The sequence below is a fragment of the Syntrophales bacterium genome (assembly GCA_035363115.1).
In the GTDB taxonomy this organism is placed as follows: Bacteria; Desulfobacterota; Syntrophia; order Syntrophales; family PHBD01; genus PHBD01.
On record DAOSEM010000001.1, the window covers coordinates 776,808 to 797,165 of the forward strand.

General features: G+C 60.2%; 11 protein-coding genes and 1 tRNA gene. 2 read left to right on the plus strand and 10 right to left on the minus strand.

The features are described from left to right. Window positions 1-116 precede the first annotated feature (116 nt). From PLO63_03440 to PLO63_03485, 10 genes are all read right to left on the minus strand, one after another. Window positions 117-908 (minus strand): lysophospholipid acyltransferase family protein, encoded by a 792-nt coding sequence (locus PLO63_03440; GenBank protein ID HOI73181.1) that lies wholly within the window; start codon window positions 906-908, stop codon window positions 117-119. A 59-nt stretch (window positions 909-967) separates the two neighbouring features. Further along, the gene (locus tag PLO63_03445) at window positions 968-1,456 is read right to left on the minus strand and encodes a hypothetical protein (protein HOI73182.1); all 489 of its coding nucleotides are present in this window, start codon (window positions 1,454-1,456) and stop codon (window positions 968-970) included. 302 nt (window positions 1,457-1,758) lie between these two features. Continuing rightward, window positions 1,759-2,391, minus strand: coding sequence for a hypothetical protein (locus tag PLO63_03450; GenBank protein HOI73183.1), 633 nt, complete (start codon window positions 2,389-2,391; stop codon window positions 1,759-1,761). 8 nt (window positions 2,392-2,399) lie between these two features. Continuing rightward, complete coding sequence (locus PLO63_03455) at window positions 2,400-4,316, minus strand: adenylate/guanylate cyclase domain-containing protein (GenBank protein HOI73184.1); 1,917 nt, start codon at window positions 4,314-4,316, stop codon at window positions 2,400-2,402. A 25-nt stretch (window positions 4,317-4,341) separates the two neighbouring features. Then, complete coding sequence (locus tag PLO63_03460; GenBank protein HOI73185.1) at window positions 4,342-7,257, minus strand: caspase family protein; 2,916 nt, start codon at window positions 7,255-7,257, stop codon at window positions 4,342-4,344. A 64-nt stretch (window positions 7,258-7,321) separates the two neighbouring features. Then, window positions 7,322-11,521: a filamentous hemagglutinin N-terminal domain-containing protein gene (locus tag PLO63_03465; GenBank protein HOI73186.1), complete on the minus strand. Its 4,200-nt coding sequence runs from the start codon at window positions 11,519-11,521 to the stop codon at window positions 7,322-7,324. Window positions 11,522-11,561: 40 nt separating this feature from the next. Continuing rightward, window positions 11,562-13,448 (minus strand): ShlB/FhaC/HecB family hemolysin secretion/activation protein, encoded by a 1,887-nt coding sequence (locus PLO63_03470; GenBank protein ID HOI73187.1) that lies wholly within the window; start codon window positions 13,446-13,448, stop codon window positions 11,562-11,564. A gap of 409 nt (window positions 13,449-13,857) precedes the next feature. After that, a tRNA-Gln gene (locus PLO63_03475) sits at window positions 13,858-13,931 on the minus strand. 121 nt (window positions 13,932-14,052) lie between these two features. Next, window positions 14,053-14,547, minus strand: a complete 495-nt coding sequence (locus PLO63_03480) for a PaaI family thioesterase (GenBank protein HOI73188.1) — start codon at window positions 14,545-14,547, stop codon at window positions 14,053-14,055. Window positions 14,548-14,567: 20 nt separating this feature from the next. Beyond that, a complete protein-coding gene (locus tag PLO63_03485) occupies window positions 14,568-17,714 on the minus strand; it encodes a sigma 54-interacting transcriptional regulator (GenBank protein HOI73189.1) in 3,147 nt (1,048 codons plus the stop codon). A 297-nt stretch (window positions 17,715-18,011) separates the two neighbouring features. Between PLO63_03485 and PLO63_03490 the strand changes: the two genes are divergently transcribed. Together PLO63_03490 and PLO63_03495 are read left to right on the plus strand one after the other, a co-directional pair. Beyond that, complete coding sequence (locus PLO63_03490) at window positions 18,012-19,172, plus strand: acyl-CoA dehydrogenase family protein (GenBank protein ID HOI73190.1); 1,161 nt, start codon at window positions 18,012-18,014, stop codon at window positions 19,170-19,172. Between the two features lie 36 nt (window positions 19,173-19,208). Further along, a complete protein-coding gene (locus PLO63_03495; protein HOI73191.1) occupies window positions 19,209-20,351 on the plus strand; it encodes a thiolase family protein in 1,143 nt (380 codons plus the stop codon). Window positions 20,352-20,358 lie beyond the last annotated feature (7 nt).

Genomic DNA, 20,358 nt, shown 5'->3' on the forward strand with positions numbered 1-20,358 from the left:
AGTGACCCGCCCCACGGAAACGGATCCCGTTTTGGGGAGAGAAGGTCCATCCCGCTGCGCGCGGATTCGCTTTTTGATGGGCATTGCCGGGGAGTTCCGTTGGAGAATCCGGTCGATTATGGCTGATTCATAACGCTCGTGATCGTGTTTCTGGCCCGCTCCATGAGAAGGGTGAGGTTTGCCTCCGAGTAGGGGGTGATGGAAATGGGGGGATGGATGATCATCTGTGCCAGTCCCGGACGGACATCGAGGCTTTTCGTGGGCAGAATCGCCCTGGTTCCCTTGATCGTGATGGGCAGAATGGGCAGGCCCAGGTCGAGCGCCATCTTGAAGGCGCCTTTCTTGAAGGTGCCCATCTCGCCGGTTCTGCTGCGGGTCCCTTCCGGGAAGAACAGGACGGACGTTCCATCGACGACCTTCTCCTTGGCCCGGTTGATCGCCTCGATGGCGGTCGCAGGGTCGGAACGGTCGATGTAGATATGGCCGATGGCCTCGCAGGCGGCACCAAGGAATGGGACCTTCCGGAGCTCCTTTTTCATGACCCATTTGAAATCGATGCCGAGCCAGCCGTAGAGGAGAAAGATGTCGTAGAGGCTCTGATGGTTGCAGACGATGACATAGGACTGCTTCGCGTCGATGTTCCGCCTGCCGGAGACCTCCACGAACATGGGGGTCGCCCAGGCATTGAGCTTCGCCCACAGGACGGCGGGAAACCGGCTCGCGAGTTTCGGGTCTGCGAACAGGGCGACGAGATAAGCGGAAGTGCCCAGCACAACCGTGGTGATGGCAATAAACGGTACCAGAAAAAGCCATTTGTAGAACCGGTACACAAACAGGCCGCCCTTCCTGAGGAATTCCGGTATCTGAATGAACTCGAAATGTTTGGGAATCTCGAATATCCCGGGCATAACTACCTCACTTTCTCTTCCGTTGATCCTGCCGGTCCTCCAGCGCCAGGCGGCTTGGATCAAATCTTGTCTTTGATGAGATTCCAGAAATCGGCAACGCCCATCTTCCATCCGGAAATGAAGGAATCGATGTTGTTTCTCACCGCTTTTTCCGAGGATTCGAAGAAGTCGGACAGATTTTCCTTCTTGAAATATTCCGCAAAGTAGGAACCGAGCATCTTGTTCTGAAGGGGATCCCGGTCTTCTTCAGGGTTCCAGGCGAGGGCGTAGCAGAGTTCTTCGTAATGGGCGATCCTGGCCCATCGGAGCCCCTCGCTCATTCCCCTGTCCATGATCCTTGCGACGGCCTCCTGCTTCTCTTTTCTCAGGCGCTTGACGATCTCGACAAGATTCGCGTCTTCTGCGATCCTCCGCTGCAGCTCCTCCTTTCGCTGGATCGCATCGGTCACCACGTCCTGAAACATCTGCGAGAGGTTGAAGGAGGCGCGCCAGTTCTCGATCTTCTGGTAAAGTGATTCGGGCACGCTCAAGGTGATCTTTTTGGCCATGACAGGAGTCCCTCCCTGGTGATGGGGAGCACGTATTTGCGAGAACAATACGTGCTATTTCCAGATGCACGTATCAGATTTCGGTGTACGTATCAATGAAAAATGTGCTTTTGGCTCCTGCGGCTTGCCCCAAGGTGAATGCTGGAAGATCTGGCATGCCGCCATGGCCGGAAAGAGTTACCGGTGATCGTGGGGAAGGCTGTTTCTCGGAAACTGCAGGGGAATAAAAAAGAAAAGGGTCACAGACCATAATCTGCAACCCATTATTTTCATTCTAACATCCAACTTTGGCAGGCTCGGGCTTACTGACCGGCGAGTGCCTCCTTGACCAAAGGCTCGAAGTGAAGAACCACCTTTTCCAGTTCCGGGATCGACGACGACTTTGCCTTCAGATCTTTCAGTACGGTCTGCGCCTGCTCATATTCTTTCATTTCCATAAGACCGGTCAGCAGGAATATCTCCGGTGTCGTGTCGCCTGCCGCCGCTGTACTGCGAAACTCTTTATATTGCTTTTCCAGGCTTTCAACGGTGTCCGAGGACAGGGATCGCACGGTTACCATACCGGTCTTCCCATGCTGGCCACTGGCCGGCGTCTTGACCAGTTGCCGCGCCACCAGGGGAGGGAGTTTTCTGGCCTCCGCCTTCAGACTGGAACTGCGCCCTTCTCCATTGCCGATCTCAATTTCGCCTGCCCCCGTCCATTTCTCCTGGCGACTGGTCTCGAAATAAACGATTTGTATGCTGGCACCCTTGCCCAATACCAGCCTGTCACCAAGTGCGACCTTCTGGTAAGCGGTTGCAGTACGCTTTTGCCCTTTCGCTGCTGCAACGGTCACCTTTCCGTCCACCTGCGTGAGCATCCCGACATCAACAGCCAGGCAAAATGCGGGATGCACCCATGCCATCAGAAGCATGACAACAATCCATCGATACATATGACCTCCTATTCTTCCAGTCCGGTCACCTCGAATATCTCGACCGGAGTCTCACGGCCCTTGACGTAAATCACATCGTGCACGCCTGTCTTGACTCCCATACCCGCTGCCTTCAAGGTTTCGCTGCTCGCCACGATCATGCACCCCAGGGTTTTGCTTGCATTCTCCAGCCGTGACGCGAGGTTGACCGTATCTCCGATCACCGTGTACTCCATTCGCCAGGATGAGCCCACGTTGCCCACGATCGCTTCTCCTGTGTGAATGCCCATGCCGATGTTGAACGGCGGCAGATTCCGGCCTGCAAACCGTTCCGACATCCAGGACACGAACTCCACGGCGACATCGCGCATGGCCAGGGCGGTACGAAGCGCCCGGGCTGCATGATCAGGGTAGACCACCGGTGCGCCGAACTGCACCATCACTGCATCCCCTATGAACTTGTCAATGGTGCCCCCCTGCGCCAGAATGATCCTGCATACGCTTTCAAAATATTTATTAAGGAACTCAACTACTTCGTGGGCGTCCAGCTTTTCACTGATGGTGGTGAAATTGCGGATATCGGAGAAGAGTACCGTGATCGTCTTCTTTTCCCCGCCCAGGTCCGGCATCTTCCCGGCAGCCAGCAGCGCATCGACAACATTCTCCGCGATGTAGCGCCTGAAGACGGACCGGATGAATTTCTTCTCGCGTTGCTCTCGGCTCAGCCTGCCACCAAAAGATACCATGAATGCCGCCAACAACCCAAGTTGAAGGTGCGCTACCGGAAAAATCTGGAACCACTGGAAAAACCCCCAAGCTACCAGCATCGTAACCATGCCTGCCGCAACAAGGACCGCCAGGCCCCACCAGGTCGACAGGTTTCGGTACAGGATGAGGGTCAGGACGATCAGTAACAAGCCTGTTCCCCATCGTATCCAGTCAGAAACCGGCGTTGTCACCCTGCCGGAAAGTACGGTTTCTGCAATGTTGGCCTGGATTTCGGGTCCGGTCATCAGGACGCCGCTCCCGCTGCTCATCGCACCGCCGTAAGGCGTGCTGTGAATGTCGTTCATGCCCAGGAAATCAGCGCCGATAATAACGACTTTGCCCCGCAGGGCCTGCACGGCGGGATCCTCTTCGGCATTTTCGGCCAGCAGCCTGGCAAAGGAGATTTTCTGGAAGGTGCCCGGCGGGCCCGCATAGCTGATGTTGGCCGCCTGCCTTGGAGAAACGGTCCGGCCGGAAATTCGCCACGCGTCTTCTTCCGCCCTCAATCCCAGCGCCCGGACCGCCAGGAGCGCACCCAGCGAAAGCCGCGGTGCTCCCTGGGCCAGATCGGGGTCCAAATTCGAGGCGGGGGCAATCTCATAGCGCCTTACGTGACCGTCCGCATCCAGCTTCAGATTTGCATAGCCGATATGGGACACCAGGTCCAGGTCCGGGAGGGAAAGCAGGTAGTCCTGGTGCGGAAGCAGCAGGGTGTCGGCGGCTCCCGCATGTCCCTTGATGAGCGACCCGACCAGGACGACCTTTCCCGTGCCCAGCAATTGTCGGAAGGCCTGGTCGTAGTTCTTCAGCATCCCGACTTCATCCAGCTTCAGCTTGGCAATCCATTTCTCCGGCGTGATGGTGAACAGGAAATCAATGCCGATGACGGTCACACCGACCTTCTGCATGGTTTCGCATGCCTGGGCGAACAGCGGTGTCCAGAAAACCAGCGGGTCTTCACTGAATTGAGCGAGGGACAGATCATCGACCGCCACCAGCATGACATGCTGCGGAGTATAACGCACGCCGCTCAGACGATGCCACAGGTCCGAATAGATATGCTCCGCCTTTTCCAGCGGTGCCAGGCGATATACGCCCTCGACCAACAGCATGGAGAGAACCAGCGCCAGCAAAAGCCACTTCGACGGTGAAACGATCTGACGCCATGTGGGCTTCATGCGATAGGAATTCCTCTATTTGTGCTCAGGGTTCGTTGCGAATCACCGGCATGTCCGCCAGGGTCGGCGGGGACACCATTTGCGGCGTTTGCGGCCCTGTCTGCTTGTGACGCAACTCCTCCACGATGGGCAGCGCGAACTCGAAAGCCTCCTTGAGGGAAACCTGGCCGTCCCTGTTCGCATCGGCATCCGGTTTCAGTGAGCTCAACAGGGAGTGCGTGAACAGTCCGTGCTTGGCGGGTGCGTATTCCTGAGACTCCTCGTTGCCTTTGGCGGCCACGATGATGGCGAACCGGGAGGAAGCGGAGCGCTTCATGAGCGAATGAACATCGAGCTTCCCCTCGATGTTGCGCGCCTGGCAGGTATCGACGATCAGCACGCGGCGGCCAGCCGCATCCCTCATGGCGTTGAAGAAGGTGGTCCAGGGGATGAGCGACGTAACGGGTTCCCCTTTCTGAACATTGGCTATGTCCTGGGGCACAACGTCGCGCGGCACGAAGTAGTAATTGCCTGCCTGGTCGCTCAAGCCGTGTGAGGCAAGGAAAATGAACACCGTGTCGTTCGGGCCGGCCCGCTCCACGAACTTCAGCGCGGACAGGATGGTTTTCTGGTCGGGCTTTTCACTGGTGTTGTCGGTGATGGTGTGAACGAACATCTGCTCGAAGTTCTTCGAACAGCATGCCTTTAGCGCCTGTCCCATTTCTTCCGCATCCCGCGCGGCATAGGCCAGGTGGTTCCGTCTGGGCAAGGCAGGAAATTTGTTGACGCCGACGGTCACCATGTAGAGGTTGCCTTTGACTCGTGCCGGGAGAACCTCTTTGGGGAGTCCGACATACGTTTCGGCAACCCCCATGGAAACGCCGTTGAAGGTTTCAACCCTGATTTCATTGGCCTGCGCGGGCAGGTCGATCTCCAGGGTGCGTTGGAAACGCTCGGTCTCTTTCCCGGAAAGCATGCGTTCGCGTGCCGACGTCTGGGGAATATGGTTTACGAAAACACTGTAATCCTTCATGGCAAGCGTGGTCTTTTCGCCCTGCAGTTTGAGGATCAGCCGGGAGTGTCCGCCCGGACCCGCCTGAAGTCTTGCGTCCTTTAACCTGATACTGGGAGGGGCGATGTTACGCATCTGGGCGATGTGAAAGCCGGCATCTTTCGGGGTCGACTCGATTGCTTGCTCAACGGGATCGAGAATGGTGTTAAACCATGAAGATACGATGTCCGGGCGATACAGGATGCGGTCGAACTGGACGGCGCGATAAAAATCCGGGGTGAGGTCTTTCCCGCGGTTGAGGTGCCAGCCGATATAGTTGTCCCCGTAAACGGAGGACATGTAATAACCTTGCGGAACCCAGGCGATCCAGTCTCGGCCGTTGTTGTGCGGGAAATATGCCAGTACCTCCTGTCCATCCTGCATGAGATACCAGCGGATGGTCCCGTCGGAGAGCGCAGCCACCGCGATCCTGCCGTTGGGGCTTACATTCACGCTCCAGGCCACGGCGGGCAGCTTGATGTTCCAGATTTCGGAGGCGTCCGGTCTCAGCAGGCGCAGGGCCCATTCGGTACCCAGGAGTACGCTCCCGCCGTCGGGAGCAATGGCATAAGAACGTGAGAATTCGTATTCCTCCAGAGCGGGTGTCCTGCCGTTGATCCTGGGCTTGAAGCTGTCTTTCCAGTCCTTCACGGTGATGCCTTCGGCCTGCAGGATCGGTGCGGACAGGGGTGTGTCCGGGGCCTTCGCGGTGTCCTGATCACCGCCGCCGGACACCACGAAAGTGCGCTGCACGCGGTTGTCCCTCTGTAGAGGGTAACGGACCGTCGAGGCATCCGTCGACAGGGCGATCTGCGTTCGGACTCCGCTATAGTTCGCAATATCCGGTCCCCGGAAGGACTTCAACTTCCCATCGGGTCCCATGACGCCCACGCCGGGATCCTCCGCCGCGAACGCGATATGGTTGTCCGGCATCTGCTGGATTTCCGTAATGCGGTTCTGCGTCAGGGGGATGGTTTCGGGAGCGTCCCGCCCCCGGCTCTTCCATCGGTATACCGGGTTCAGTCCGTCGCCGGCGTACTGGCCGCTGGCGTACAGCATCGTCCCATCGGATGACCAGACAATGCTGGTGAATCCGACCTGGTGCGCGATCTTGCCGGTTTCTGCATGGTACAGGAGCGACAGGTCCCTGGACGAGATGATCGAGATCACCGGCACGTCGATAAACCCGACCCCGATCAGGTCTGCATCCGGTGAGAAGCGAACCGAGACGGGCCGCTTTCCTCCCGGCACGCTCCGTCGGCCGATCAGTTTGAAGCTGCGGTCGTAGAGACGGACAAATCCATCCAGGGCCGTTGTCACAATGCGGCCCTTTCGACTGATGTCCATGTCCATCACGTCGTCCCGGTACTGGGCATCCACTGCAACCGTTTTGCCATCGGCAAGGCGCAGCACCCGGAAACCGGAATATCCCTGCAGCCCGACTGCCAGATGCCGGCCGTCGGGCATCCAGGCAAGCGCGTTGACGACGTTCTCAAACCCCCCGATCCGGCGAGTCATCTCACCGCTCAACACATCAAAGAAATAGATGGATGCTTTCCCATCCCAGTCCCAGCCTGTCCAGCCCCCCGTCGCAATGGTTTTGCCGTCCGGCGATACGGCGACGGCGTACAACTGGCCTTCATGGCCTGCGTCGATGGGAACCCGCAGCACGGATAGCAAATGCATCTCCGGCATTTGCCAGACACGGACCGTTTTGTCGTCCGAGCACGTGATGAGGCGGTTGCGCGGGAGATCGGCCACCACGCGCCTGATCAACGTCGTATGCATGCCCGTCTCGACCCGAAGCTGCGGCAGGGAGGCGGGTTCGGCCGCGCGAGCCACTCCTGGAGAAATCGCAGACATGATCAAAGACAGCGCCAGGATAACAATTCGAGGCAACACGGTTTCCATCCCATTGGTCTGTTTTCCGGCACGCTTACCCGGAAATTCTGTCTTGCCGGTTTCCGGAAGGACACTACCTCCACCCGAAGTCCGTCGACTGGCCGGCTCCGCGGCCGCCGGAAAGCTTGATTTGCGTCTTCCTTTTTTCCTCTTCCTGTTCTTCGTCCTCGGCAGCCCCCTCTTCTTCCCCGGGGATGATCTCGCTCAAGACGCCGCTGCCGGTCGCCTGCAAGGGATCGATCTTCTGCTCCGTCCCCTCCGCCGAACCGGACGAGCCGGGGGTGCCGCTCCCCGATACGTTGACCATGCCTGGCGGCTGCGCCGGAAGTGCCGTAAGGGCGCCGGGCAGGCCGGGCGGAGACACGGCAGGTCCCGGAGTGATGGCTGGCAGCACAGAGCCCGGCGGATTGAGCGGTTGTTGAACGTCCAGCACGATGTCACCGAACGAAGTGCCGTTGAAAGAGAAGGGAGCGGGCCACAGCACGTCTCCGGCAGTCCGTTTTTCCAGGGCGGTGCCTCCGGTGGAGATGGTGACCCCGTTCGCCGTGCCGGAGAAGATGCCTTTCGCGGGCGTCAATGACCCTCCCGCGGTGATGGTCACCGTGCCGGCGGCTTTGGCACCCTGCATGATGATGTTGCTGCCGGCGTCAAGCAGCAGCGATGCAACTCCGATCCCACCCGGATCGATGACCGGGATTGGCGGGCCGATGTCGTTCCGCAGCGTAATGTTGCCCGTCTGCGCGGTGATGCTGACGGGGCCGAACGTTTGCAGGATGCCCAGTTCGACGTCACCGTACGCGTCGAGGAGAAAGTTTTTCCCGTTTCCGATGTAGACAGACGAGTACAACGCGGCACTGCCGAAGTTGATGCTGCCCCCCGTCGACACGGCCTTGAGGTCTCCGCCATCGATCCACACCGTCGCACAGTTCGTACAGAAGGGGACGGTGACAGCACCAACGAAATGAATGTTGCCGACGGCGGCCACGTCCAGGCTGAACACTTCAAAGGTGTTCAGATTTGCATCGCGGCCCGCCGTCAATTTCAGGACGCCGGACGGAGATACATTGCTGAGGTTGATGTCCCGGCCGGCGTTGATAGTCACGTTCGCGCCGAGCCATCCGCCGGTGAACACGTCGCCCGCAGTCGGCGAAGGTGCGTTGATGATCAACTGACCCGGCTGATCCACGCCGAGATAAATGGCGCCGGAGGAGGAGGTGGCCGTGATCTTGGGCGAAAATCCTGCATAGAACGAGTTGATGCCCAGGTCGGCGATCAGTTCGATCTCGTTGGGCCGGTAATGCCAGTTCTGGAATACGGAGCCTCCCAGGAGCCTGCTGCGCGTGTCGATCGTGAGCTTTCCCATCGACACGATCCCTTTGCCTCCGGCGGAGATGTCGCCCTCCGCCCTCAGTGTCAGGGTTCCGCTGGTGGCGATTGCGGGGGTGTCTTCAACACCGAGCCCGTAGGAATCGTTTGTATTATAGACCGTGATGCCTCCCGGCCCGGCCGTCAGGGTGATCGGCTGTCCATTGTTGAACACCTTGTGCTTGACGAGGATTGCATTTCCGGCCGTGAGGGCAACCTCGCCGGTTGTGTCCGGAATCGGCGCGTCAACCGTTACGTTACCGCCTGTCGACGTCAGGCTGAGTTTCCCGGTTGTGCCAAACGCCACGTAGCGCTTGAGCTCGCCGACGACATTGTCCCACGCCGTCGGATACAGGACCGCATTCCGCGGGAACGTGGCGGGAGGCGCCGGCCCCGTGGACAGGTCTCCTCCCGTTGTCACCGTGATCGGGGCGTTACCGGCCTGTACACGGTTTGTCCGGTCATTCACAGCGTCCCAGCCGATGTTCAGGGTACCCGTCGTTGCCGTCATGTTGACCGGCCCGTTGTAGGTAACAAGATCCTTGCTCAGGTTGATGCTGTTCCCCGCTGTGAACGTGACGGCGCCGCCGGGAACGGGCACGATGGAGCGGGGATTGGTGTCGTCCAGCGCGTCGATCTGCCGGTTCAGGTTGACGTCGGCCCCGGCTGTAATCGCCAGATTGCTTCCCGACCGGATATTGGCGATCTCCTCCCCGACATTGACCGAGCCTACATCCGATCGGATCGTCACGTTCCCCAGGATTTCCGCAAGCTTGGTGTCTATGTTGACGTGGCCCCCGGTGGACCTGATGGACACGGGGCCGGTGGTCACGTAAATCCCGCTGGACAGATCGCTTCCTGCCGTCACCGAGATTGCCCCGTTTCCAGCGAAGAGGCCGTTCCCGATCGGAATCCCGTCGGCATCGAGTGTCACGTCGGTTTTCATCGTGGGGGCATAAATGGTGCCCAGGCCGGCGGTGAGGTTGATCGTCTGGGCCAGAATGCTTCGATACAGGTAAATGTCCTGCCCCGCGACCATCGTGACGGCTCCGTTGGGATTGCTGCCGAGGGCAGGGCGTCCGTCGATCTGGGCGTTCACCCGGATGACGCTGCCTGCGCTGATGTCGACGCTGTTCCCGTCGTTCATACTCACGATGGGCTGATTGACAACGACATCCCGTGCTGCCCGGATGAACAGGTTGCCGATGGAGGAATCGATGCCCTGGTTGATGTACACCGAACCCTGTGTGGAAATCAGCGTCAGCGGGCCGGCAGTGAGATAGGGTGCGTTGTAGAGATCGGCGCCGCTCTGCACGGTGATGGGCGCCCAGCCGGCGTACACGACCTTGCCGGGTGCCAGGTTGATTGACCCCGTCCCGGCATACAGGTTGATGGCACCGCTGTTGGTGACGATGTATTCGTTGATGTTGATGCTGTTGCCGGCGGACAGGGTCAGGCCGCCGCCCTGGTATCTACCCCGCCCGTCGATGGCGTAATTGACGTTGATGTTGTTGGACGCACTCACGAAGGTGCTGGTTCCCGTTCGCAGCACCCTGTCGATCAGGGTTGCCTCGGTTATGCCGATCGTGAAGTCGTAAGGATCCAGGAGAAGAGATCCGGCGTTGCCATAGGCGGCTCCCGCGTCAACCAGGCCGTTGAATGACAATCCCTGTCTGCCCGAAACCTCGACAAGGCCGCCATCGCCGGCCTGTGCCCCCCCGCGCGCCAGGATGCTGCCCGCATAGGAGGTGTCGCCGTCGGACCACACGATCACTTCGCCGCCGCTTCCCCGGCTCAGGGCGCTGGCATTGAGGGTTGCCCCGGCATCGATGAGTGTGGTCCGGGAACGATACGTATCCCCGTTCCCCCGATAGGCGCCGCCGATCTGAAGTGTACCGCCACCGTAGAGGCCGCTCGCATCGAGTTCAGCCGTGGGAAAAAGATGAACCTGGCTGCCCAGGACCTCGATCTGTCCGCCCGTGGTTCCCCTGGCGCTCATGCCTCCGCTTACATCCGCACTGCCGCCCCGGGCCAGCAGAAGAATACGGCCACCCTCCTGCACGGCACTGTCGGCAAGAATCGTTCCGCTCATGTTGATGAGGCTGTCCAGAACACCTTTGGCCGCATCGGCGGTCACCAGCACGGCCTGGCCGCTTCCGACATCGATGACGCCGGCTTGCGTGATCAGGCTCTTGATCGGCAGCCCCTGCATATCCTTCAGCTGGGTCAGGCTGGAATCCGTCAGTGCCAGGTTGATCAGTCCATCACCATAGAGGTCGATGGTAAAGGTGTCCGCCGCCCCCAGGATAACCTTGCCCAGCCGGGCCTGAATCACGCCGTCATTGCGCACGTGGGGGGCCACCAGCGCGACCAGTCCGCCCGCCGCGGCGGTGATGCTGCCGGAATTGACGATTCCCGCACCGGGACTGCCCGGCTGGTCGAACACGAGCCTGCCCTGCATAAAGTTGTCGTTGCTTATGTTCGCTGTGCTCGCGATGAGACTGCCGACGTTGATCTGGGCGCCCTGGCCGAAGATGATGCCGTTCGGGTTGATCAGGAGCACCTGGCCGTTGGCGTCCATGCGGCCGAAAATGAGTGAGACCTGGCCTCCCGTGACGCGATTGAGGATCGAGGAACTTGTGGAGGGCTGGGCGAACCGGACCTGTTCGTTCGGTTGGATTCCGAAACTGCGCCAGTCGATGATGGCCCGCGGACTGCTCTGCTGGATCAGGGTGGTGCTGCCCTGCCCGATGATCTGGGCACTTCCGGCACGAACGATACCGCCTTCCGGGGCGGCCTGGGAGACAGGGACGATCCCGGCAGTGGATAAGCATGCCAGCAGGGTAAAATACAGAAATGGAAAACGTCCCCGACCAATGGGTCCCCTCGAAGATCGATGCTTTTTCATCACAAATCCCTCTTGCCCGATCGGATGTCACCGACCCGCTTTAAAAACGTATGGATCCTCCCGCATAGACTCTCGCGTTCCGGTTCCCTTCTGCGGTAACATCACGCGTCAGCGGCTTGGCCAACTCGGCGAAGCAGGTTACATGCTTCCCCAGGTACATCCTCAGGCCCATCCCCGCGGAGGCGGCGGATTCCGAGCGATCAAGTTCCCCCGGCGATCGCTGAAAGACAATGCCGGCGTCGTAGAAGGCATATCCGCTATAGGTAAATGCAAAACCGACGGGCAGTGCGTTCGTGTAACGCAGCTCCACCTTTCCCGCGATGCCGTGATCTCCCACGAGTTCCGATGGATCATAACCGCGTCCGAAGTGTTCGCCGCCGAAACTGTAGAGCTCGGAAGACAGGAGATCGGTCCACGCATACTGGGCATTCACGGCGGCGAGAATGGACCAGTGCGATGACAGGGACTGCAGGCGTGCCGCATAGAGTGTTGTCTTGGTAAAATCGACGCGACCGTTGTAGCGGGAGAGCATCGGATCGCCATTGCCGGAAGAACCGAGCGCGTTGATTCCCTGGCTCAGTTCCACATCAAGGAGGCTGATTCCGTTCCAGGAGTCGGACCGGTCGTACGTTGCCCCGAGCCGGGCGGCCCGGATGCGGTCGCGCGTGTCTTCGACGTCGAAGATTTTGGTTTCCCCGTCATGGGCCGTCAGGCCGGCCCGCAGGAACAGGTTCTGGGACCGGCTTCGAATCAGCGGGTAGCTGTATGACAGCGCGGCGGTTCGTGAGGACGTCTCGAGATTCAGCGGGATGAACAACATCTCCTTCGGCTCGGCTTCGACGGCGGAAAACATCAGACTCAGCCGGCCTCCATCCAAACCGATCCTTTCTTCATGGGCAAGGGACGCAAATGTCAGCTTCTTGTCGCCGCTGCTGACCACCCTGAGAGTCGTGTTTTCCTGCAAGCCCAGCAGGGAGTTTATCACCGCGTCACCAGAGATTCTGATTGGTCCCAGTGATTCACCGCCCCGGTTGTCCACCGACAGTCCCCCCTGAATCTTCTGCTGTGTAAACTGAATCGTTAGTTCAGAGGCACCCGGTTCGTTTTGAGAAGGCTGAATGGTCGCGCTTGCGAAGGCTCCCGGGAGATCGTTCATCAGGAGCAGATAGCGTTCCAGCACTCTATTTCGCAGGGGCCGACAATTCCTGATCTCTTCGGCGTAACGATCCACAAGCTTCCGCCGGTCACCCTCCACCCCTTCGACGGTCACACGGGCGATGTAACCCTCGATGGCCCTCAAATGTACGACCCCTTGCTCGATCGACTGTGCCGGAACGACAACCTGAGACAGGATGTAGCCGTCATTGCGGTATTTTGCCGTCAGTTCCGCGGCGATTTGATAGATATCCGAGAGGGAGACCTCCTTACCCAGGTGCTGCCGGTGGGGGGACAAAAGCTTATGCTCAGGATAGACCGTCGAACCCTCGATCATCAGCTTTGTCAGTTCGAACCGAATGCCTTTGGCATTTACCGGCACCGGCTGGCCTGGTTCGGGGACAACGAGGGGGGCTGGCTGCTTCGCACGAAACTCTGGCTCCGGTTTGAACTGCTGCTCGATTTGCCCCGGCTGGACAGGCCCCGGCACCTCGGCTGCCTGCGCGGTTCTGCCGCAGAGGAGCACCAGTCCCCAAGCAGTGAGTATGCAGGCGATTACAGGAAGAACAGAATGGAGGCGATTGCCGTTCTTGTGCTTGCTCGCTGATACGGGTTTGACAGGACGCTGCGGATCCGTTCCGCTCTTCACGGGAAATACAGCAGGCAAAAGGGAGGCGAGGATGCGCGCGGTAATCAGGACAGGGCTGAAAACCCGAGTAGAGAAGGAAATGGAATGATGCACGATGAGAATTGAAGAAAATCCGGCAGACATGTGGAGATCCTTTTTCGTTCCATTGCGGCTTGCCCATCCGTCACAAGAATCCACGTAACGCCAGTTCTTGGCAACGCCTTGTGAAGATCTCTACACGCCTTTTCTAGGCTTCTATAGAGAGGCTTGGTATTTAAATATGAAATAGCGATTCGTCCTGTCAATCTGTCATGATTGGCATAGCCGCCGCTGCGCTTACACGGAGCACTCAGGCAGCTCCTGTGAGAGAGGCCCGGGTGCCGATTGAGCGATGATATATAGGGATGCAACACTACCGATGTTGCACCGGGCGTATCCGGAGAGAGCATCTGCCCATGTCATGAACGATTCAAAGGGATTTGGCGGGTGGCAATGCAATGCCGAAAAAGAAAAGGGTCGCAGACCGTAATCTGCAACCCCTTTTGATATTCTATGGCTGGGGGACGTGGATTCGAACCACGATTCACGGAGTCAGAGTCCGTTGTCCTGCCGTTGAACGATCCCCCATCTCTTGAAAGCGTCTGGTGATATAAAGCGGTCGTTTCCTCCTGTCAACAGATTTCTCCGCCGGCCGGGAGGCCCTGCGGATGCCGTCATTCATCATGCCGCCGTCGCGGGAGGCGGGGGCTCAGCCGCGGGGTCGCTTTCCATCTGCCTTCCCATCCAGGAACTTCGGCGGCAGTGGCGGCGCACCGGCCAGGCCGAATCCGGGAAGGACGATCAGGCCCGAGGTTCCGTGGGCGACGATCCGGCCCGCGGCGTCCTTCATGGCCGCCTCCGCGAGCCCAAGGGTCTTGCCCATCCGGATGCACCGTCCCTCGGCGGTGAGCTTTCCCGTCTGGACCGGGGCCAGGTAGTTGACCTTCAGGTCCACCGTCGTGATGCCCACCCCCTCCTCCAGTTCGCAGAAGGCGGACCAGTAGGTCGCCGTGTCGATGACGGAGGCGAAGACGCCGCCGTGGACGTACCCGAAGGCCTGGATGTGCTCCGGCTTGATCTCGATGTCCAGGACGGCGTACCCGATGCCGAGCTTCCGGATCGCCATGGAGAGATGCCGGAAATAGGGGCACCCGTTGGCGTGCCTGCGGACGGCCCGGACATAGGCCGGATTCAGCTTCTTCATGGGATTCCTCCCCGGGTTCATCACTCGCTCCTGGAGGGACTGCGCTCCAGGGTGATTCCCAGCTTCTTCATCCGGTTGATAAGGGTCGTCCTCTTCAGTCCCAGGAGGGCCGCGGCGCCGTCTGTTCCGCCGATCTTCCCCCGGGTCGCCTTCAGGGACTGGAGGATGTGGAGGCGCTCCATTTCCTGGAGGGGAAGGGGCTCATCGCCCGCCGTTGCCGGGATTGCACCCGCCGCCAGCTCGGGGAAGCGGATCCTCGATCCTCCGAGGATCACGGCCCGCTCCACCATGTTTGCCAGCTCCCGGATATTTCCGGGCCAGGGGTAGTCCTTCAGCGCCTGCATCTCCGCCTCGGGGATCCCGACATAGGGCCGGTTGTACTGGGTGGAAAAGAGTTTGAGGAAATGGCCCGCCAACAGGGGGATGTCCTCCTTGCGCTGCCTAAGCGGCGGTACCGGGATGGGGAAGACGTTCAGCCGGTAGAAGAGGTCGTCCCGGAAGCGTCCTTTCTCGACCTCCTTCTGCAGGTTCTTGTTGGTGGCGGTGATGAGCCGGAAGTCCGAGAAGAGAAGCCGGGTTCCTCCCACGCGCTGGAACTCCTTCTCCTGGAGGATCCGAAGCAGCCGGCTCTGGGTCGACGGGGGCAGCTCCGACACCTCGTCGAGAAAAATGGTGCCGTTGTGGGCGAGTTCGAAGCGGCCGGCCTTCATCTTGATGGCGCCGGTGAAGGCCCCTTTCTCGTGACCGAAGAGCTCGCTGTCGATGAGGCTCTCCGGCAGGGCGGCGCAGTTGACGCGGATAAATGGCCCATTCTGGCGGGGGCTTTCCCGGTGAATGGCCCGGGCGATCAGCTCCTTTCCCACACCGGTTTCACCGTGGATGAGAACGGTGGATACCGTGGGAGCGACCTTGGCAATGAGGCGATGGATCCGGACGATGACCTCGCTCGTGCCGATGATGTCGCCGAAGGGACGGAATTCCTCCGTCTCTTCACGATAGTACACGTTCTCCTGGAGCAGGCGGTCGTTGAGGCGGGCGATCTCGTCATAGGCCTGGGCCCGGTCGATGGAAACGGCGATCTGCGAGGCCAGGGCGGAGAGGAGCTTCAGGCGGCCGGCGCTGATGTCGAAGGAGAAGAAGCGGCTGTCCTGATAGAGGGCGCCGATGACGTTCTTGCCGAGGGTCAGCGGCGTGATGATGACCCGGCGGAAGTCGATGGCGTCGGGTCCGCTCACGTCGTACTGCATGATGTGTCCCCCGGAGTCCTCCGTGGCGATGCGGATCCGCTGGATCGTGTCGCCGAACCGCTCGTCCCGGAGGGTCTCCTGCGACAGGTTCCGGGAGGCCACCATGTTGAGATCCCGGGGATCCTTTCCCCGGATGAAGATGGCCGCCCGCTCCGCCCCGGTGAGCCGGGTGAGGGAGGTGATGACATTGGTAAGGAGCTGCTCGAGGCTCTTCTGGCTGGTCAGGGCCTCTCCCATCTCGACCACCAGGTCGAACAGGCGGTCCTTTTCACTGATGTCTTCCTGGGTGAGGAGAGGGAAGAGGTCCCGGGGAAAGACGTCCCGGGCGACTGCTTTCGCAACCTCCCAGGCCTTGGCGGCATACGTTTCGGCCATTCTCCAGTTGTTCGTCTGCAGGAAGAGCCGGGTCAGGGTGATGCGCAGCTTTGCCAGCTCCAGGACGGCCCCCAGCTCCCCGAGGGATTTTTCGATTTCCAGGAGCTCGCTGATTTTCTCCACCGGGGCCGTGCCCCGCTCGATCAGGAGGATCTGGCGATGCCGGATGATGCTGTACAGGAAGGGATTTACATGGTCCTTGCCGAGGGAATAGAGGAAATTGAACACCGGCTCCAGCGACACGGGCGACCGTCCCTTGCGGTGGAGCACGTAACCGGCCTCGAAGACGTGGGGGCTGTTGAGGGTATGGTACCAGCTCGATTTGCGGAGTTTCCAGAGGCTTGTGAAATGCTCCGCCGCCGCATCGAGGTCGCCTTCCAGGCAGGCGATGTTCGACAGGCCGATACCGGCCATCACCTCCGCCATGGGGATGCCCTCGCGGCCGGCGACCTCCAGGGCCATGTCGAAATAGGTCCGGCTGTTCTTGAGCTGGCGGATCTCCAGGAAGATCACTCCCGTCGTGGCAAGCGCCACGGACAGGAGAGGCCCGTTCTCCGATTTTTTGGACAGCTGCTGAATGGCCTCGGTGATCCCCAGCCCCCGCTGGGGCATGCCCACCTGGGTATAGCAGAGGGCCAGGTGGAGGGCGATCAGTTGGGAGAAGTCGTCCGCCGCCACCGTGTCCAGTTCTCCCAGGGAATCCTCGTAAGCCTGCACGGCCCCGTTCAGGTCGCCCCGGATCCAGGACGACAGGGCCTGGAGCTGTAGTCCCCGGCGGTACAGGGCGTTCTTTTCCCCCTTGTCGATCATGCTCCAGCCGGTATCGAAGTGTTCCACCGCCCGCTCATGCTGGAAGGCCATCCAGAAGTTTTGGCCGATGAGCAGATGCAGGGAGGCCAGGGCCTGAAGATCCCCCTGTTTCGTGGCTGCATCCATGGCCGTGGACAAGAACATGTTGATTTTCTTCAGATTGGGGTGAAACAGGGACAGCGAGGCCCGCCGCTCGATGGCCTGAACCAGGATCCGGCTCAGCTCCGGGGGGAGATCTCCTCCCGCTTCCCTGGCGCTGGACTCGACATATTCAAGAATGCAGTCGTAGAGTTCGACGGCGGAGGAGATCTTGTGGTTCTCCTCCTCGTGAAGCGCCGCCAGGAAGATGCCCTCCAGGTCGTCATTCCGGATGCCGGCCTGAATACAGAGCCTGGCCGTCCCGAGGAGGCTTTCGGTGGTTCCGGGCAGGTTCCGCCGGAGCATGTCGGCCGCGGAGCGGCAATACTGATGCCAGAGGGAAGGGGTCACCCGGGATGCCAGCTCTTCCCTGGGAAGCTTCCGGGTCCAGCCGTAAATCCCCGGCTGACCGTCCTGCTCGGCGATCCATTGCTGGCTTTCGAGAAACCGGATGGTGGACAGGAGTTTCGAGGGCGGTATGTCCTCCAGGCCCGAGAACCAGTCAATCGAAAAGCTGTCGGTGAATGGCAGGAAGCGGAAGAGCAGATCCTGCTGCTCTGTGGAGATCTTCTGAAAAAGTGGATCATTGCGAGACATGGCCGGTTCTCCTGATTTTGAGGGGAAGCATGAATACCCGGAAAGGGGGTCATGCGGCCGACGCCCGAAGCCGGCGGCATCGTAGCGGAAGACCGCCGGGCTGTCAACCTTTGTGTCCACATGCGAGCAACTGACCGAATAGCGACTGTCAAGGCTGTGCCGATATTTGTTGCGACAAACACAACATTTCAATATCACTGGAATATCTGTCGAAATGTGCGTGGCATCCTTTGTGCAAATCAAAAATAGGATGAACGGATACCCTCATAACAAGGAGGGCCGTGAAAGGAGGGGTCGATGGATTTCGAGTTGAAAGACGAGCATCGTATGCTCAGGGAGAGTGTGGCCCAGTTTGCTGCCAGGGAGCTGAAGCCCATCGCGGAAGAGACGGATCTCGAGGACAAGTGGCCGGAGGGCATGTGGAAAAAGCTTGGAGATCTGGGGGTTCTGGGGATCACGATTCCGCCGGAGTACGGCGGCGCCGGATCGGATGTCCTCGCGGGTGCACTGGTCGTGGAAGAACTGGCAAAGGTGATCCCGGCCGTATCCCTGTCCTACGGAGCCCATGCCAACCTCTGCATGCACAACCTGTATCACAACGGAAACGAGGCCCAGCGGAAAAAGTACCTGCCCCCGCTCTGTACCGGGGAGCATGTTGGTGCCCTCGGTCTCACGGAGCCCAATGCCGGTTCCGACGCCGTCAGCATCCAGACGGCGGCCCGGCGCGACGGCGACGCCTACGTTGTCAACGGACGCAAAACCTTCATCACCAACGGGCCAGACGCCCGGACCATCATCCTGTACACCAAGACGGACAAGGCAGCCGGTCCGAAAGGGATCACCGCCTTCATCCTGGACACGACCCTGCCCGGATTCTCCGTGTCCCGGGCCCTGCACAAGGTCGGCAACCGCGGCTCCCGGACCGGTGAGCTGCTGCTGGAAGACTGCCGCATCCCCGTGGAAAACGTCCTGGGGGTCGAGAACGGGGGGATCGCCGTCATGATGCGCGGCCTCGACGTGGAACGGGCGTTCCTCTCCACCTTCGCCCTGGGCATCGCGGAAGGGGCGTTCGCCGAGGCTTTCAAGTATGCCAAGGAGCGTGTCCAGTTCGGCAAGCCCATTGCCTCGTTCCAGTTGATCCAGGCGAAACTGGCGGACATGTATACGCTCATCGAGGCGTCGAGGCTCATGTGCTACAAGGCCTGCATCCTCGCCGGCCAGGCGGATAAGGGCGGCAAGGGCACCGAGGTCCACAAGCTGGCGGCGGCGGCGATCCTCTTCACCGCCGAGGCCGCCGACAAGGTGTGTACCGAGGCGGTCCAGGTCCACGGCGGTTACGGGTACTGCCTCGAATACCCCGTCCAGCGTTTCTGGCGGGATTCGAAACTCGGCACCCTGGGGGCGGGCACGTCGGAAATGAGAAGGATGATCATTGCCCGGGAACTGCTGATGGGTTGATCGGATTCATCCACTGGATGGAAAGGAAGGAAGCCTATGTCGAAAAAGGTAGCGATTGTGTCCGTGGCACAAAGTGCCGGGCCTGCGTCAAAGGATAATTTCTATGACCAGGCCTATCGGGTGACGCGGGAGTGCCTGGACAAGGCCGGAATGACCCGGGACGACCTGGGGACGGTCGTATCGGCGTCGTCGGACATCTTCCACGGCGGCATCTCCTGCGCGAACGCGTATTACTGGGAAACGACGGGGGCCTTTCTGAAGAATGCCTCCCGGCAGGACGGCGAATCCCTGTTCGCCTTCATGTACGGAGCCATGCGGATCATGTCCGGCCAGTACGACAACTGCCTGATCCTGGCCCTGTGCAAGGGATCGGAGAATCCGGAGAACGACACCTGCACGCTGATGTTCGGCGACCCCTTCTATCACCGGAACCTGGGGCTGACGGAAACCACGTCCGCGGCTTTCCAGATGCAGGCGTACATGGAGAAATACGGGATTACGAAAGAACAGTGCGCGAAGGTGGCCGTGAAGAATCTCGGCAATGCCCTCCGCAATCCCTACGCGGACCGTCGTGGCAAGTACACCGTAGCGGATATTCTGAATTCCGCCCCCGCCGCGGCCCCGTTGACGGACCTCCAGATCGCGCCCAAGTCGGAAGGCTTCGTGGCGATGCTCCTGGCCTCGGAGAAGAAGGCGAAGAAGCTGACGGACAAGCCCGTCTGGTTCAAGGGCTACGGGTCCTCCCTGGACACGTACTTCCTCGGCGACCGGGACCTCCTGGACACGCAGCTGAAAACCGCCGCCGCCCGGGCCTACAAGATGGCGGGCATCAAGGACCCGAAGAAGGAAATCGATGTGGCGGAAATCACCGAACCCTACGCATTCCAGGAACTGCTCTGGTGCGAGGAGCTGGGGCTCTGCAAGCCCGGCGGTGCCGGCAAGATGATCGACAAGGGAGCCATGGAAATCGACGGTGCCCTGCCGGTCAATCCCTCCGGAGGAGTCCTGGCGAACAACCCGTACGTGTCCCGGGGGCTGCAGAGGCTTGCGGAGGGATTCCTGCAGGTCCGCGGCGAGGCGGGGGAGCACCAGGTGGACAAGAAGGTGAAGACGGCCCTGGCCCATGGGACCCATGGATTCGCCGGGCAGTGCCACGCCGTCGCCATCATTGGCGTATAGGAGGAGG

Bases quoted from the DNA above. Each gene is read 5' to 3' on its own strand.
- PLO63_03440 (HOI73181.1), bottom strand. From the start codon at position 908: ATGCCCGGGATATTCGAGATTCCCAAACATTTCGAGTTCATTCAGATA.
- PLO63_03445 (HOI73182.1), bottom strand. From the start codon at position 1,456: ATGGCCAAAAAGATCACCTTGAGCGTGCCCGAATCACTTTACCAGAAG.
- PLO63_03450 (HOI73183.1), bottom strand. From the start codon at position 2,391: ATGTATCGATGGATTGTTGTCATGCTTCTGATGGCATGGGTGCATCCC.
- PLO63_03455 (HOI73184.1), bottom strand. From the start codon at position 4,316: ATGAAGCCCACATGGCGTCAGATCGTTTCACCGTCGAAGTGGCTTTTG.
- PLO63_03460 (HOI73185.1), bottom strand. From the start codon at position 7,257: ATGGAAACCGTGTTGCCTCGAATTGTTATCCTGGCGCTGTCTTTGATC.
- PLO63_03465 (HOI73186.1), bottom strand. From the start codon at position 11,521: ATGAAAAAGCATCGATCTTCGAGGGGACCCATTGGTCGGGGACGTTTT.
- PLO63_03470 (HOI73187.1), bottom strand. From the start codon at position 13,448: ATGTCTGCCGGATTTTCTTCAATTCTCATCGTGCATCATTCCATTTCC.
- PLO63_03480 (HOI73188.1), bottom strand. From the start codon at position 14,547: ATGAAGAAGCTGAATCCGGCCTATGTCCGGGCCGTCCGCAGGCACGCC.
- PLO63_03485 (HOI73189.1), bottom strand. From the start codon at position 17,714: ATGTCTCGCAATGATCCACTTTTTCAGAAGATCTCCACAGAGCAGCAG.
- PLO63_03490 (HOI73190.1), top strand. From the start codon at position 18,012: ATGGATTTCGAGTTGAAAGACGAGCATCGTATGCTCAGGGAGAGTGTG.
- PLO63_03495 (HOI73191.1), top strand. From the start codon at position 19,209: ATGTCGAAAAAGGTAGCGATTGTGTCCGTGGCACAAAGTGCCGGGCCT.